This window comes from Lacihabitans soyangensis, assembly GCF_024343775.1.
GTDB classification, from domain to species: Bacteria; Bacteroidota; Bacteroidia; order Cytophagales; family Spirosomataceae; genus Leadbetterella; species Leadbetterella soyangensis.
In genome coordinates this window covers 17,114-32,949 of record NZ_RJUF01000009.1, presented here as the reverse complement: position 1 = coordinate 32,949, position 15,836 = coordinate 17,114, and the positions used below count along the sequence as shown (strand labels likewise).

The 15,836-nt window shown below is 35.8% G+C and carries 19 protein-coding genes; 5 read left to right on the top strand and 14 right to left on the bottom strand.

The features are described 5' to 3' along the window. The first annotated feature begins 3 nt into the window (after positions 1–3). Positions 4–450: a 3-oxoacyl-ACP synthase gene (locus tag EGI31_RS05265; RefSeq protein WP_255036124.1), complete on the top strand. Its 447-nt coding sequence runs from the start codon at positions 4–6 to the stop codon at positions 448–450. Here the strand turns inward: EGI31_RS05265 and EGI31_RS05260 are convergent. From EGI31_RS05260 to EGI31_RS05245, 4 genes are read right to left on the bottom strand one after another with little or no spacing between them, the layout of a single operon-like run. Beyond that, entirely contained in the window at positions 444–2,030 is a 1,587-nt protein-coding gene (locus tag EGI31_RS05260) for a hypothetical protein (protein WP_255036123.1), read from the bottom strand. The genes EGI31_RS05265 and EGI31_RS05260 overlap by 7 nt on opposite strands. Next, positions 2,024–2,500: an NUDIX hydrolase gene (locus EGI31_RS05255; protein ID WP_255036122.1), complete on the bottom strand. Its 477-nt coding sequence runs from the start codon at positions 2,498–2,500 to the stop codon at positions 2,024–2,026. The genes EGI31_RS05260 and EGI31_RS05255 overlap by 7 nt, the downstream gene beginning before the upstream one ends. Next, positions 2,501–3,118, bottom strand: a complete 618-nt coding sequence (locus EGI31_RS05250; RefSeq protein ID WP_255036121.1) for a chloramphenicol acetyltransferase — start codon at positions 3,116–3,118, stop codon at positions 2,501–2,503. It abuts the gene before it with no gap. After that, the gene (locus tag EGI31_RS05245) at positions 3,115–3,807 is read right to left on the bottom strand and encodes an HAD family hydrolase (protein WP_255036120.1); all 693 of its coding nucleotides are present in this window, start codon (positions 3,805–3,807) and stop codon (positions 3,115–3,117) included. Before EGI31_RS05245 ends, EGI31_RS05250 begins: the two co-directional genes overlap by 4 nt. 112 nt (positions 3,808–3,919) lie before the next feature. Between EGI31_RS05245 and EGI31_RS05240 the strand changes: the two genes are divergently transcribed. The 3 genes from EGI31_RS05240 to EGI31_RS05230 all read left to right on the top strand — a co-directional run bounded on the left by EGI31_RS05240 (position 3,920) and on the right by EGI31_RS05230 (position 6,671). Beyond that, a complete protein-coding gene (locus tag EGI31_RS05240; protein ID WP_255036119.1) occupies positions 3,920–4,822 on the top strand; it encodes a sugar phosphate isomerase/epimerase family protein in 903 nt (300 codons plus the stop codon). A 205-nt stretch (positions 4,823–5,027) separates the two neighbouring features. Continuing rightward, entirely contained in the window at positions 5,028–6,062 is a 1,035-nt protein-coding gene (locus EGI31_RS05235) for a LacI family DNA-binding transcriptional regulator (RefSeq protein WP_255036118.1), read from the top strand. A gap of 36 nt (positions 6,063–6,098) precedes the next feature. Beyond that, positions 6,099–6,671: a putative metallopeptidase gene (locus EGI31_RS05230; protein ID WP_255036117.1), complete on the top strand. Its 573-nt coding sequence runs from the start codon at positions 6,099–6,101 to the stop codon at positions 6,669–6,671. Between the two features lie 34 nt (positions 6,672–6,705). Here the strand turns inward: EGI31_RS05230 and EGI31_RS05225 are convergent, their stop codons facing one another. The 10 genes from EGI31_RS05225 to EGI31_RS05180 all read right to left on the bottom strand — a co-directional run bounded on the left by EGI31_RS05225 (position 6,706) and on the right by EGI31_RS05180 (position 14,747). Then, entirely contained in the window at positions 6,706–7,275 is a 570-nt protein-coding gene (locus tag EGI31_RS05225; protein ID WP_255036116.1) for a nucleotidyl transferase AbiEii/AbiGii toxin family protein, read from the bottom strand. Between the two features lie 14 nt (positions 7,276–7,289). Further along, positions 7,290–7,583: a DUF6922 domain-containing protein gene (locus EGI31_RS05220; protein WP_255036115.1), complete on the bottom strand. Its 294-nt coding sequence runs from the start codon at positions 7,581–7,583 to the stop codon at positions 7,290–7,292. 65 nt (positions 7,584–7,648) lie between these two features. Beyond that, the gene (locus EGI31_RS05215; protein WP_255036114.1) at positions 7,649–8,089 is read right to left on the bottom strand and encodes a hypothetical protein; all 441 of its coding nucleotides are present in this window, start codon (positions 8,087–8,089) and stop codon (positions 7,649–7,651) included. A 149-nt stretch (positions 8,090–8,238) separates the two neighbouring features. Further along, positions 8,239–8,988: a hypothetical protein gene (locus EGI31_RS05210; RefSeq protein WP_255036113.1), complete on the bottom strand. Its 750-nt coding sequence runs from the start codon at positions 8,986–8,988 to the stop codon at positions 8,239–8,241. 71 nt (positions 8,989–9,059) lie between these two features. Further along, a complete protein-coding gene (locus EGI31_RS05205; RefSeq protein WP_255036112.1) occupies positions 9,060–9,620 on the bottom strand; it encodes a hypothetical protein in 561 nt (186 codons plus the stop codon). Between the two features lie 45 nt (positions 9,621–9,665). Then, on the bottom strand, positions 9,666–11,765 hold the full coding sequence (locus EGI31_RS05200) for a prolyl oligopeptidase family serine peptidase (RefSeq protein WP_255036111.1): 2,100 nt from the start codon (positions 11,763–11,765) through the stop codon (positions 9,666–9,668). Between the two features lie 105 nt (positions 11,766–11,870). After that, positions 11,871–13,115 carry an aspartate kinase gene (locus EGI31_RS05195; RefSeq protein WP_255036110.1) on the bottom strand — a complete coding sequence of 415 codons (1,245 nt, stop codon included), beginning with the start codon at positions 13,113–13,115 and terminating at the stop codon, positions 11,871–11,873. Positions 13,116–13,182: 67 nt separating this feature from the next. After that, positions 13,183–14,217, bottom strand: coding sequence for a HipA domain-containing protein (locus EGI31_RS05190; protein WP_255036109.1), 1,035 nt, complete (start codon positions 14,215–14,217; stop codon positions 13,183–13,185). Continuing rightward, positions 14,204–14,536, bottom strand: a complete 333-nt coding sequence (locus EGI31_RS05185) for a HipA N-terminal domain-containing protein (protein WP_255036108.1) — start codon at positions 14,534–14,536, stop codon at positions 14,204–14,206. Before EGI31_RS05185 ends, EGI31_RS05190 begins: the two co-directional genes overlap by 14 nt. Further along, a complete protein-coding gene (locus EGI31_RS05180; RefSeq protein ID WP_255036107.1) occupies positions 14,529–14,747 on the bottom strand; it encodes a type II toxin-antitoxin system Y4mF family antitoxin in 219 nt (72 codons plus the stop codon). Before EGI31_RS05180 ends, EGI31_RS05185 begins: the two co-directional genes overlap by 8 nt. 256 nt (positions 14,748–15,003) lie before the next feature. Between EGI31_RS05180 and EGI31_RS05175 the strand changes: the two genes are divergently transcribed. After that, the gene (locus EGI31_RS05175; RefSeq protein WP_255036106.1) at positions 15,004–15,801 is read left to right on the top strand and encodes an SdiA-regulated domain-containing protein; all 798 of its coding nucleotides are present in this window, start codon (positions 15,004–15,006) and stop codon (positions 15,799–15,801) included. Positions 15,802–15,836: the final 35 nt, after the last annotated feature.

Below are 15,836 nucleotides of genomic sequence, written 5' to 3'. Positions count from 1 at the left end.
GATTTGAAAAAAGAAAACATAATAGCAACAGCACGGAATTTGCTACAATCGAAATTAATAGAACTAGAAAAAGCGATATTCAATGTTCAGAATGCTGCCAACGAAGAGTCTAAGAGCAGTATGGGCGATAAATACGAAACGGGCCGAGCCATGGCCCAAAACGACCGTGCCATGCTCGAAAATCAGAAAAACGAGCTACTAAAAGACATAAGCACATTTGAAAACATCAACTTTGAGCAGGAGACAGAATTTATCAAAAGTGGGAGTTTGGTTCAAACTTCAATTGGCTATATTTTGGTATCGGTTAGTCTCGGGAAAATTGTAGAAGATGGTGTTAATGTTATGCTCATCTCGTCGGCATCGCCATTGGGGACAGAACTTACGGGCAAAAAAATCAAGGATTCCGTCACCATGAATAGCCGTCCAATACAGATTTTAGCTATTTATTGAAATTTAGAAATCAACTCTGGCTTCACCCACAAATATCTTTTCTGAGCTTCAAAATTCTTGATTGGTAAATAACCCGTTTGTGTGTGCAAGCTATCCACAAATGCTCTCGTTGCTGGTACTTCAAGGTCAAGTCGGTAAATGCTTATTAAGTCAATATTTTCAGTTTTTACTTTGTCTAGAATCGCTTCTATTGACGGATTCCATCCTACTCTTTCGAAGTTTTTACCAAAATACAAATAGCCAAAATTATCGTTTGAAAGCATTTTCAGCGGCTTTTCTACCTTCACGTTGTTCAAATAATTATAAAAATCAACATTGTTTGGATGATTGGCTTTCACGGGGTACTTCATAAACAATCCAACAAAGACAGCACTTAGTAAAACAGCCATGCCTATTTTAGAAAACAAATTTTGTCGTAATGAGATAGATTTCAATAAATGCCCTAAACTTATAAAAACAAAAGGCAAAAGCAAAAGCACAAAATGCTCTCTCGGGAAAATCACTAAAACCAGCAGCAAACATGGCAACAGCAACCAAACGATGAATTTTAGTAAGGGTTTTGGTAAAGAAAGGTTCGTTTTTAATGTCTTAATAGAGTTTTTGAAGTCAATTATTAAGCCCAAAATTAGAACCAGAAGTACAATAAAATATTTAGTTCTGCTCGAAAAAATACCCACAAAAACATCATAAAACGTGCTTTTAAATACTTTCAGAATACCCAAAATAAGGTTTTTGAAATTGTATAAACTATGTTTCAGTAGCAATCCTGGGTTTGCTGTAAATATCTGGAAATCAGTCTCAACTTTGCCATAAATGGCATTAAACTGGCTAAATTCATCAGCTAAATCAAAATGCTTTCCGGTCCAGACTTCGTAGTTATCAAAAAAGTGTTGGATAAATATCTCCTTTAGATAACCCGCTGGGTATAAGCCTCCACCGAGCCAATACAGAACTATAATTGAGAACAATAATCCAGAAAGAGAAACCGTCTGAGCGAGTTTAGGCCTAAGCTTAAAATGACTAAATAAAGTTAATAAAACTACAGGAGCCAAAAACCAAACAAACTCAGGCCGAGCGACATAGGCGTTTGCAAGAACACCAACTGAAAGTATGAAATAGTTTTGAAAAGTGTACTTTTTCGAATCTAAAAAAAACAAGCTTAAACAAATAATTATAAAATTGAGATAAGTAAGTTTCGGAACTAGCAAAAGCTGAAAATCAGAAAACAGAAAACATGTTGATATAAAAAATGCTATAAAAAAAGACTGAGTATACTTTTTCAAAACAAAAAATAGCGAGACAAAAGCCAATGCTGATAGTATAAAATAGCCTAAAAATATAGTTCCAAGCGGGTTATGGGCAAATTTTGAAACAATGAACAAAAACAAATAATAACCCAAATTCCCAAAGTTTTTGAGCGGTAGGTTGAGATTTAAAGCACTAAACAAATGCACGTCGTCTTCTGATGAAACGATGTCTGTTTTGCCAAATGAATAAAAATAATAAGCGACAAGAACTGAAGCAACCAGTACGATTTGGGTACTCTTTTTAGCAAAAAAGGCCTTTAAAAATTCTAACATATATTTTTGTTTTCAATAAGCTCATCCATTCTCAGAAGAACCAATTCTTCGTCATAAACCGCATCGAAAATGAATTTCTGCTTTTTTAGGGCGTAGTCATAAATATGCCAATCCGTTATCGGAGTTGGGATGTTCAAGATTTCATCTGCATTTATCCATTTCAAAGTACCTTCATTGCATTCGGGAGCGTCTTGATAATCGATTTCTGCTATGTAAACATAACTCGTCCAATTGTATTTGGTGGGCGAAGTCTCAGTCAGAATTCCACAAAAATCCATATCTTCTACATGTATTCCTGACTCCTCCCAAGTTTCCCTTTTTGCGGCATCCAATGGTGTTTCGAAAGGGTCTAATTTACCTCCCAAAGGCGTAAAAAGATCTTTATTGGGTTCTTTTAACCTTTCCAAAAGCAAAAATTTATCTTGGTGTTTAAGTATACAAATTACCGCTACCTTTTTTAATCCTTCCATTTATCCGGCATTCAAAATTTCCTGAAAAGCCTCTACAAACTGTCCGACATGAAAACCGTCCATCAAAGCATGATGCACATGAACTGATACTGACATTCGTTTATTTTCTGAGAGTTTTCCAAAAGATACCTTCGGGCAACTGTCTTTAAATGAGAAACTTCTGGCGTGAGAAATAGCCGTAAAATTCAACCAAGGTAAAGAAGAATAATGAATAACATTCTGGCCAGAACCAGCCGGAACAAGACCTGTACTATTCTGAACTCTTTCTATTTCTACCTGAGCAGCAGCATTAAACTCTTCAAAATCTTCGAAATAGTCCATGTAAGCAAAACCAAAAGTACTATCGTGCCTATTGATGGTTGGCGAAGCATTTACTTGGTCATAAACCCAAACTTCGTCGTCCGAAATCCTATACTTGAAGGGTTCTATTCTGTTAGCCGCTACCAAAGATGCATGTAAGTATTTCAAGAAAAACGATTGACCGTTTAAATGGGCATTTTCATAAGCTTTTGAACAATCTACCTCCACGCACACTCCGAAAAAGGGTTCTTCGAATTGCGAAAAGAAATTAAAATGGTCCCTTCTTGGCCAGTTTTCTATGTCTAATTTTTGTTTCAATCTCCGAAGTAATTTAGAATTTCGCCCAATCTTGAGATCTGATAAAAATTGGGGTTTTCAATCTTTACATCCACCACCTCATGAGCCCAAGTGGTATGATAGGGCACATGAACACCTACCCCACCAAGCTCCAAAACAGGCAGAACATCAGATTTTAAAGAATTACCAATCATCATAAATTCGTCTGGCTGAATGTCCAAATGTTTGATAAGTTTCTGATAATCTTTCACTTGCTTATCACTCATGATTTCTATGTGATGGAAATATTTTTCTAAGCCAGACTTCATCAGTTTTCTCTCTTGGTCCAGCAAATCACCCTTTGTTGCCACCACCAGTCTATATTTCGGCTGGAGTTTTCCCAAAACCTCTTCCACATCGCCTAACAACTCTATCTCCTTGTTTATAAGCTCTTTACCGTATTGTATTACTTTTTCGATTAACCCAATCGGTGCTGTATTATTACTTACTTTAAGAACGGTCTCCACCATCGACAATACAAATGCCTTTGCTCCGTAACCATACAGTCCGAGGTTATCCATTTCTACTTTGAAAAGCTCCTTGGCTACCGAGTGGTGAGGCAAAAAATCCTCCAACATTTCACAGAATTTTTTCTCAATTTCTTGAAAATAAGGCTCGTTGACCCAGAGCGTATCGTCAGCATCAAAAGCTATGACTTTGATGTTTTGCATAAAATTTCATTAAAATTTAAAATTAGACAAAATCCCATGAAAAATTAATTTATTCTGAATAGAAAATGTCTAATTTTAGTCTTAGAAATTATCAACCATAAATAAAAAACAAATGAATAGAAGAGATTTCGTAAGCAATTCTGCCAAGGCATTTGCTGGTAGTGTGTTATTTTCACAAAGCGTTTTTGCAAAGAAAAAAGCGAAACATACTGTGGGTATTCAATTATATTCTGTTCGCGATGACATGAAAAAAGACCCACTGTCTACCTTAAAAAAAGTAGCTGAAATGGGTTACAAAAACGTTGAGCATGCCAACTATGTCAACGGCAAATTTTATGGCTGGACAGCCTCAGAGTTTAGAAAAGTTTTAGACGATTTGGGCCTAAAAATGCCATCAGGCCATACGGTTTTTGGCAAAGGACACTACGACGAAGACAAAAAACAATTTACCGATACATGGAAAAAACTGGTAGATGATGCGGCCATTTGTGGTCAAAAATATGTGATTAGCCCATGGCTGGATATTGCTTACCGCAAAGATTTTGACCAGCTAAAACGATTCATGGAGGTTTTTAACAAAAATGGAGAACTATGCCAAGCAGCGGGAATGAAGTTTGGATATCACAACCATGACTTTGAGTTTAGTCTGAAACTCAGTAGCGTGAAAGTGTATGACATCATGCTTCAAAACACCGACCCAAAACTGGTAGCCCAACAACTCGATATAGGTAACATGTATGGCGGTGGTGGTAGAGCGGCTGAGCTTTTGGCACAATATCCGGGTAGATTTGAACTCATGCACGTTAAAGACGAGATAAAGTCAACAGGCGAACACGGTGGTTGGGAAAGTGCGATATTGGGTGTTGGAGTAATTGGCGTAAAAGACATCATTGATATGGGTAAAAAATCTGGAGGTACTACACAGTTTATTATAGAACAGGAGTCTTATCAAGGCAAAGCACCCTTAGATTGTATAAAAGAAGATTTGGCGATGATGAAAAAATGGGGCTACTGAAAACCTCAAAATCGATTAAAATTAAAGGTTGGAACATTCCAGCCTTTTTTTATGGATAAAATTAGCTTTTTGTGGTTTTTGCGGAAAATTGCAAAACTCTTGCAATTTAATTTTTTATTATTACTTTTGAATTTCATAAACAATTAAAAGTAAGGATCTTAATTAGACCCAGGTTTGTGAAAAGTCCCATAAAACCAAAAGTAAAATGAAGGCCAAAGCCCCAACTTTAAAAGTTATTGCCCAAGAATTGGGCCTGTCCATATCTACAGTCTCGCGTGCTTTAAGAGGTATGCCCGAAATAAATTACGAAACTCGAGAGGCGGTATTGAACCTTTCAAAAAATCTCGAGTATAAACTTCCCTCTAATCACAACCAAGTCTCTGTTTCAAAAACAAGTCTTCTGGCGGCCATACTACCAGCCGATAATTACTATTTTTCGGAAATAGTAAAAGGAATGAACGATGCGTCTCTAGATGCGGGATACTCATTATTGGTTTGCCAATCAAAGGAATCTTTCGGGCGAGAAGTAAGTATTATTCAACGACTGTTGGCTGTCAATATAGACGGATTCCTTGTTGCGAAGGCCTTTGAGACCTCTAGTTTTGAACATTATCATCAAATTATCAAGGCCAACAAGCCCCTTGTGATGCTCGACAGAGAATGTAAAAACGTGGAAGTACCTCAACTGATTATTGATAACTTCGAAGGTGGCTATACCACCACTAAGTATTTGATAGAGAAGGGATATCGCAAAATATGTTTCTTAGGAGCCAAGTCATATTCCTACTCAAAATACAGCATTGAGAACGGATTTTTGGAGGCCCTTAAAGAAACCAAGTTAGACAATTACGACAAAAAGATGTTTTTCGGAGAGTTTGATATAGAGAGTGCATTTGAAAAAACCAAAGAAATATTACGGATGAGCGACCGTCCAGACGCTTTTTTTGCGGCGAATGATCAAATAGCCATCGGGGTTTATCGTGCCATTGAAGAGGCCGGATACAATATTCCCAAGGACATTGGCATCATTGGATACTACGACGAACCCGTCATGAAATCCTTTTCGCCCTCGCTTTCAAGCGTGTTCGTGCCAGCCTACGACTTAGGAAAAGCAGCCATAAATTGCTTAATTTCACAGATGCATTTGGGACAAATCACAAAAACACCCTTGCAAACCCTGAAGGTCCAGCTCTCGCAACGAGAGTCAACCAATCAAACCAAACGATTTTTCGGAATATAATTTTTTATAATATCGGAATATAATTTTTTATAATAAATGAACTTCAACCTCTTGAAATCAGTAAAATGGCCTCTGCTTTTTTTGGCACTTACCATCGGTTGTAAACCCGAAGAAATAAATGAGCCAACCATTTATGACGTAGATGCCTCTTTAGCAAAATACGTTGACAAATTCTTTCAAGAAGCCAATAGCCGAGGTATAACAATCCCGAAGGAGAATCTGATAGTTAAGCCAGCTACCAACACAGCAAATTTTACGGACATTTGTGGCAAATGCACACAAAACACCAAATTCCCAGAGCTCCAACGGACGGTGGAAATAAATATGGCGAGTTCGCCTTGTTGGAAAAATATCTCTGAAAATGATAAGGAAGCCTTAGTTTTTCACGAATTGGGACATTGCCTTTTAAACAGAATTGCTCATAAAAACGATACCTTTACGGACGGATCGCCCAAAAGCATAATGGTTGCCAACAACACCGATCTTTACGGGCCATGTATCTACACCTTCGACGAAAACCCAACGCTCTGCAACAAAACCAACCGCCGAAAATACTACATCGATGAACTCTTTGACGAGAAAACGGCTGCTCCTAGTTGGGCGAGGTGAGGAAGATTGTTATGCTTTAAAGATCGAATCGAGCCTATTTCCGTAGATATTCCCTTACTTTTTTCTGAATTTCAGATTTCACACTTTCCCAAGTTTGGCCTTTTAGACTTACAGGGTCTTCGCTTTCATCGGCGTCTGAAAAGTAGGTAAGGGCTTGAGGAACAGAAATTAATAAATTTTGATGACTGTATTTGTTTGTATGGAAATCAATAAAATTTTGAACAGAATAATGTTTTAACAACTCCGAAATATCCCAAAAATCTTTCTTTTTTCCACGACCTAAAACGGCCTGAACTTTCATCGCAATTATGTCTTCTTTCGAAAACAATCTAATATTTTGGATGATTAAGGGTGGCTTTAACATTTCAAAAGGATGCCTGACTAAATCAATTTTTACATCTTTTATGAAGCAAAAAATACCAAACTGTGGTGGTTTTTGCTCCAACAAAAAATCACTTTTGAATTTTTTGGCAAGTGCTTTAACTATGACGTTATTTTCAAATTTTGAATTGGAAAACAAATCTAAATCTACTGATATTCTATGCCCATATAATAGAGAAAGTGCTGTGCCGCCAACTAAAGAAAAATCCTTTAATTCAGGCATAGTGAGCAAATCTTCTAGTAAGGAAAAAGTGTCGGATTCGACTGTCTCAAGGTGTAGCATCTAAAATCTGTTAAGGGTCTATCTATAGCAGCTGAGGCCAAATACATTCTAGTTTCTGGCAAAAACTTGGCGTTCAGCAAGGCTTCAGTTACTTTCTCCACACCATAATATTTGAAGCAATTTCTTATATCTGGCACGTCACCACGCTCAAACACACGCTCAATTACAAAATTGGCCTTAGCGTCGTAATCGATATTCTCGAATACCACATCCCAGAAAATGCGTTTATTGAAAATTGGTTTTTCCATTTAACAAATTTAAGTGGTTTATGATTAGTTGTATAAAAATGCTTAATGAAATAATTTAAATCAAGTTACCGTTCTAAAACTGCTACTGAATAATTTGAATATGACTTATATTCTTCTTTACTAATTTCAAAGGATTCATTTATCTCATAACCAACAATTATTCCATTCTCATCTACTAGATTAGTTAATTCCGAATAATCGAACTCCCGAATTAAAAAATTTTCTTGATCCAAAAACTTAAGAGTACAACCCTTTATTCTTCTTGATTCTTTTGAACTATCATTTATACTTAAATTAAGCTGATTATAAATCCTACCTTCAAAATATTTTGTCTTTAAATTACATTTTAAATTATTTGCTGTAGTTATTTCGGGCCAATCGACTACCTTGTTTAATGACTCTTTTTCTTCAAAATTATTTGAATAAAATAAAACAGCAAAAGCCAAAATTATAATTCCAACAAATATTTTTTTATAATTTGAGGTAAAAGCCTGTTTGTAATTCATTTAATAAAACGTAAAATTGAAAATAATACTAGTTTTGAAAAGTCCTATTAATTAACAAAGGATTGATACCTTTTTGATTAATCACAAGAAATCAAAAAATACCAAAAAAAAGTAAACACATCCTAATTTCTGTATAGTTCTAAAAAAAATTAAGTAAAATTAACTTTCAACAAGTGTGATTTTTTAAAAATTATTAATATTATCGAAAGCAAAAAGAGACCAACAGAATACCTTAATAGTGAGTTAATTATTATTTCGACAATTATCACCGGACCAAAAAGAAAAAATATAGAAACTATATCAAATTCGTTTTCATCCTCGAATTTTTGATATTTCGCTCCATACAAATACCCTGTTTGCCAAAATAAAATTCTCTTTAAATGGAATATCTTCCCATCTAATTTGAGCTGCTTCTCAATTTCCACACAATCTTCTTCCTTTAATGAAAAGACTACATTGGCTTCAGGAAAATCATAATCATCGAAATGTACATTATCAAAATATTCATCAAAATTCTCTTCAGTTTGTTTTGGTAGATGTGATTCAAAAACAAAATAGTTTGGTTTTAACTTGAAAGTATAATTAGATGGAAAGATTATTCCCCAAACAAAATATACTATTAACGATGTAATTAAAGTAATACCAATTTTATATTTTCTTTTTCTTAAGTAATAAATAATACTTAATAATAATAATACCAACCAGAAAACGACAGTTTGATTTATCTTTTCTAATTTAAAAAAATGAAGTAAATTAGTACTCTCTTCAATCCATAACAACGCAACAAGATTTCCAATAATCGGTAAACTAATTATATTGATAAAAAATGAAACGTCTATAGAATTTTTTTTGCAGAAAGTAACAAAACTGACTTTATTTAATTTAAAGAATTGAATCATATTTACTTTTGTTGGCGATTAAACTAGTTCAAATAGAACATCAAATTAGAAAAATTTAAAAAAACACAATTTTATTTAACCTTGGGGTTTTTTAACGATTTTTCATTTAGTTTACTCATTGTTATATTTATTTTTTCAAGTTTTTCAGAAATACTTCTATTTAAATTTCGAATTTCTTTTTCGTTGTCTTTTACTGAAAAAATCAAAGTTACAATAGAAACCATGAGAGTTGTTATAATTGTTATCTTTTGAAAACAAAGAAACTTTTTTGTCGCAATGTTCGTATCAATAACCGATTGATTAATACTTTTACTCATTTCTAGATTTCTGTGTTCAGATAAATAATTAAGGCCTTTTGTGGAAATCGTTACTTTTATTTCAACTTCTCCCAGACCATAAAATATTCCAGCAGAGCTATTACCAAGCGAACCAAAACCAGAAGGATGTAAAACCAGAAGCCTTTCATCTTGCATTATGTTTAGTAGTTCTTTTACCTCCCCTATATTTTTCTCATCTTTTTCATTTCCATGCTTAGGATAATAGTTCGCTAGAATTGGTGATATATTAAAATATTTACCAAACCCATTGACTTCTAGTTCTTTAAGAATAAATAAAAATGGATTCTCTTTCATATTTTAATAATTTAACTTCAGAAAATTTAATTATTTTAATACACCTCATAACCCCTTCACCCCCATATTCCAAAAGATAAATCCATAGATATCGGCCATGGTTTCTATGTTCTTTTTGGTATTGGAGGCTCCATGGCCAGAATTGGTGTCTATGCGTATCAACAATGGATTTTTGGTGCTTTCGGCGGCTTTGGCTTGTAGTTCAGCTGCGTATTTAAACGAGTGAGCTGGCACAACTCTATCGTCATGATCGGCGGTGGTTACCAGTGTTGCTGGGTAATTTATTCCTGACTTGATATTGTGCAACGGCGAATAGCTGTAAAGCACTTTAAATTCGTCGGCATTGTCGGCTGAGCCGTAGTCGGCTATCCAGTTCCAACCAATAGTGAATTTGTGGAAACGCAACATGTCCATTACACCCACTTGCGGGATTGCCACTTTGGCTAAATCTGGCCTTTGATTAATGACTGCACCTACCAAAAGTCCGCCATTGGAGCCACCGCGAAGGGCCAAATGTTCTGAATCACAATATTTGTTGGCTATCAGATATTCACCCGCCGCAATAAAGTCGTCATAAACATTCTGTTTTTTAAGTTTCATTCCTTGTTCGTGCCATTTTTCGCCATATTCAGAACCACCACGCAGGTTGGCTTGAGCATACACGCCCCCAAACTCCAAAAATGGAATCAACAATGGACTAAAAGCAGGATTAAGACTCACATTAAATCCACCATAGCCATACAGCAAAGTCGGATTTTGTGAATTGAGCTTTAGGCCTTTTTTGTAAGTGATGAACATGGGCACTTTTGTGCCATCTTTTGAAGTGTAAAAAACCTGCTTCGTTTCAAAGTCATCAGCTTTGAAATCTACTTCAGGATTTCGAAAAACAGTACTTTTCTTTGTAGCAATGTCGTATCGGTAAATAGTTGGAGGAAAAGTAAATGAGGTAAATGAATAGAAAACGAATTTGTCGTCTTTGTCTCCACCAAAACCACCTGCCGTACCTAATCCTGGAAGTTTTACTTCATTCTCAAGCTTTGCGTTCAAATCGTACACATATATTCTTGACGTTACATCTTTCAGATAATTCAAGAAAAGTTTTCCTCCTGCGGTTCCAGCACCTTGTAGTGGTTCAGGTTTTTCAGCAATGAAATCAGAGAATTTACTGGTTTTCGGGTCAAACAAAAGTAGCTTTTCATTAGGTGCCTTGTCGTTGGTCTGGATAATAAATTTGCCTTTGACATTATCAATAAATGAATAAGACGAATTCGTAATTTCTTTCACCACGGGTGTAAATTCTTTTTGGTCTTTTGCCTTGTAAAAAAGAGCATTACCATCTAAACCTTTTCCTCTATCGCTTAGATACAAAAAGGCAAACTGTTCGTCTTCAGAAGTACTCAAAGTGTGAAAACGTTGTCCGTTGGCTGGATCTTGATAAACCAAATTATCTTTTTCTTGCGAAGTACCCACTGCATGAAACCACACTTGATGATTCTCGTTCTTAGCAGCCAAGGCACTACCCTCTGGTTTTGGATAACGGCTATAATAGAAACCGCTTCCCTGCCAGGCGAGACCTGATATTTTCACCCATTCTAATTTATCTTCTAAAGTTTTCAGCGTTTTTAAGTCCATCACAAAAACGTCCATCCAGTCAGAACCACCTTTTGAAAGTGCATAAGCCGCATAGTTTCCGTCTTTTGAAATATTAAATTGCATCAAACGTGTTGTACCATCTGGCGAAAGTTTATTGGGATCCATAACCAATTCGGGAGCTCCTTCTAAGCCCTTTTGTCGGTATAAAACGGACTGGTTTTGTAAGCCATCGTTTTTGTAAAAATAAAACCACTCGTGTTTCTTAGAAGGTGCAGAATATTTGGGATAATTATAAACCTTCTCAAGGCGGTCTTGAAGCTGCTTTTTGTAAGGAATTTTAGACAAATAATCGAATGTAACTTCGTTTTGGGCCTTTACCCAAGCGGCGGTTTCTGCCGATTTATCGTCTTCTAACCAGCGATAAGGGTCTTTCACTTCGGTGCCGTGATAATTGTCTATTTGAGAACCTTTTTTGGTTTCTGGATATTTTAATTGAGCCATTGAAAAATATGGAATTAATGCAAATGCAATGAGTTTGATTGATGATTTCATTTTTGATTGATGGTATTAGATTGTAAATTTAGAAAAGTAAAATTTAAAAACGCCGAAATCAACCCAGATTGATGCCGGAAAAGTTTATTAATAATTTCAAGTTCTTTACTTCACCACTATTTGTGCCGTACTTCGGCTTAATTGCTCCAATATCACTATTTTTCCCTCTAATATTTTTTGCAAAACATTGGAGTCGTAGTGCCGAATGGTGTAGAGCGTTACATTTTCATTGTATCTTACTTTAAACGATGTTTCAAGTAATTTTATCAATTCCTCAAACTTCATATCGTCATAATCTAAACAAACTGTAAAACTCAGGGCCGAGTTTTGACTAACGTTGCATTTGAGATTCAGTTTGGCAAAAATCTCATAGATATGCGAAATATTGAGCTCGGAAATAAAAGAAAAGTCTTTGGTCGAAATCGAAATCAGCAATTGGTTCTTTTTGACAATGATAGCTGAAATATTTTTCTGTAAAAACTCACCTGAGTTTATAACTGTTCCGGCTTCCTCGGGATGCAAGAATGGTTTGACATACAATGGAATATTGGAGTTCTGAAGAGGTTTAATCGTTTTTGGATGAATAACTGTAGCTCCATAATAGGTCATTTCAACAGCCTCTGTGTATGACAATTGGTCAAACTTTTGGTATTCGGAAAATAGCCTAGGGTCGGCACTCAAGACACCGGGCACATCTTTCCAAATCGTAACCGACTCAGCCTTTAGGCAATGAGCAAATATCGAAGCCGTATAATCAGAACCCTCACGTCCAAGCGTAGTTGTTTTGTTGTCAGAGGCACCTCCAATAAAGCCTTGGGTTATAAACAGATTGACATTTTGCTCCAACAAATCTATGCTACTTTGTGTGGCTTCCCAATTGACTTTTGCTTCTCTAAAAGTAGCGTCTGTTTTCAAGTATTTTCGAGTATCTAACCATCTATTGCTAACACCTTCTTGGTTGAGATAAGTGCTGATAATGAGCGTTGAAATCAATTCACCATTAGAAATAACCTGATCATAAATTTCATCATACCTCTGACCATCAACACTTTCTAAATAATCCTGAATTCTTTGAATATGTTTTTTTAGCGAAGCCGTTATTTCTGTTTTGTCTTCAAAAAGTCCGTTTATCAATGTCTGATGGTAGTCTTCTATTTCTTTTAACTTTTGGGCGTACTCCTCCTTTTTGTAAAACAATTTCACAACTTCCTCCAAGGCATTGGTCATCTTTCCCATGGCAGACACCACCACGAGAATGGTTTGGTTTTCATATAATTGGACAATACTTTTGAGGTTTATAACCCCTTCAACATCCTTAACAGACGCACCACCAAATTTGAATACAAGCATAGTTTGAATATTTTTTGATTGCAATTTAGAGATAGGATTCTAAAAGAAACATCTATTTTCAGAAGTTTTACATCCCAAGTCTTTTGTATTTATCTAACAACAGAACTTCAAAATCATTTTTTAAATCATCAGCCAAAAAACTTTTATGAACCACCTCCAGCATTTCATACCGACAGTAGTAAAAGTTCTCGAGAGTTTTATCCAAAAGCTTTTGTGAAAGATTTGATAGTTTGTAAGCCGCTAAAAAATCCTCATATTTTAGTTTGCTTTTCTTTCCATTTAAAGTCAGTGCTAGTTCTTCAGTATCGGCTTTGTTTACAAGAGCAGTGCTGAGCATGTCGTATGCTGGGCTGAGCATATATTTCCCTCTTTCGTCTGTTTCGAGCAACGAAAAGTTCTTCAAATGCATGTCGGCATTCCCTGTCAAATAACTAAAAACCACATACTCGTAAAAGTTTGTGACATCCAGCAGAGGAGCATCCGAATATTTTACCAGAACCTTGGCTATTTGCTCATGGCTGCCTTTGTATTTGTCTTCCGTAAGGCGTTCTGTAAGTTGGCACATATCTTCCATATGCCGCATACTTGAGCGTGTGCGGTCAACCCGTTTGGTCAAATAACACAAGGTGCCATCTTGCAAAGGAAACAAAGTGTGCGGTACAGTCTTGAGCCCACACACTTCAGCCATTTTCATGGTGCAATCTTCCAACTCCGGCAAAGAGCGATAATAATCTGATGGAGGTTTGAGTATATAATCGCCATAAAGACCTACTATCGTCAACTTTTTTAGGGCATTTCTTTCTTGTTTGCGATGCCAGCTCAGGCTTACCTTGGCCTGTACGCCTGTAACGGCCATGTTGGCGTTTACAAATTGCTGGGCCAAAGCTGCCAAAGCTTCTTTGTCGTATTCAAACTTGGGCACGTAAGCCTGACCAAAAAAACGCTTGCTACAAGCTTGATGATAATTCACTTCATCTTCTTTCAAAAAATCATAGCAATACAAGCACCTATCTTTGGAGTTTCCATAGGGCACCACTGGCTCAAAAACATGATTCTGAGTCTGCAGCTTGTAAAGCGGATTCTTGTTTTTATAATTCTTCATCGTCTTGTGGTATTACACTGACGGCCCCTATGGTGTTCTTGCAGCATGCTAACAGTAGGCCAAATCTATCTCTTGCGTTTATTTTCCAATTGTCTATGGCTATGTCCAGCAGCCAACCTTCAGGTATCAGCCCATCAAAAAAAGGAAAAAGTACCTTACTTTGATAGGCTTTTGATGTTACGGGCAATGTTTTGCTTATGGACATGGCCTCTGAGGACAAGACATAGCTTTCATCATAACTAAACGCATAGCCTGAATCGGTTTCGGCAAGTATGCCGGCTAACCGATTATGCAACAATACATTGGCTTTCCTATTCATTTTCTTGATCTTGAGCTACTGGTGCCAACTCCGCCCCAAACAGAGCCAACACCTTATTTACGGTATCCATCCTAAGTGTTTTTTTGCCTTGCTCTAGGTCTCTCACAAACCTCAACCCGACGTCGGCTTTTTCGGCCAACTCCACTTGTGTAATGCCTGCAAGTTTGCGTTTTTGCTTTACAAATCTTATTAGCCTGCTATTTTCTTTCATTTCTATACCCTATAAAATACAACAATACAAATATATTAATTTTTTATATTACATCAGGTATATTAATAATATTTTCTTTTAAAATTATACCCTATAATAGACTACAAATAAGAAATAACTTATTTTTATACCCTACATGATATACATAAAATACAAATGATGACACAAAAATGAACTACCCAAAGAAAAACACTTTACATATTCAAACAAACTTATTACTAAATTGCGTAATAAAAATACATTAACACCCTTGAAAATGCTGATTCTCCTCGCTCTTGCCTTGCTGATTTCCTTTTTGGTGATTTTTTATTTTATCAAAAAAAATAAAGCTCATAAACCTTACGAAATTGACAAGCCAAACTTCCAACAAAACTTATCTAAAAACCTAAAAGAGATTTCGGGTATTTCATATTTTGCTGAAAATCAAATTATTTGCATTAATGACGAAGTGGGTCATTTGTTTGTTTATGATTATGAAAAAGAAGAAATCATTGATACCTTAGAATTTGAGGCCGATGGAGATTATGAAGACGTAGTTTTCCTGGACGGCATCTCTTATGTTTTGAGAAGCGATGGGCAGATAAGTGCATTTGAAACAAACAGTAAAAACACCACAAAATATGATTGTAGCAACGACGAAGTAGAAGAATTCGAAGGACTGGGCTATGATCCAAAATCAAATTCGTTGCTTTTGGCTGCCAAAGAAATGAAAGGCGAGAAAGCCATATTTCAGTTTGATTTGAAAAATCAAATCCTCACCAAGAAATTCTCAATTTCGAAAGATGACATTAAGAAAAATGGAAAACATGGAAAAGAATTTAAGCCTTCGGGAATAGCCGTTCACCCAATTTCGGGCGAAATTTATGTTCTAGCATCGGCTGGCAAAAAACTTGTAGTTTTTGATTCAAGCGGTAAAAAATTAGACCAGTATAATTTAGATGAAGACCAATTTCCTCAACCCGAAGGAATTTGTTTTACGCCAAATGGGGATTTGATAATTTCATCAGAAGGGAAAAGTAATCAGGCTTCAATTTCATATTTTAGTTTCAAATAAATCTTTTGTTTAACAAAAAGTTGTTTTCAAGAAAT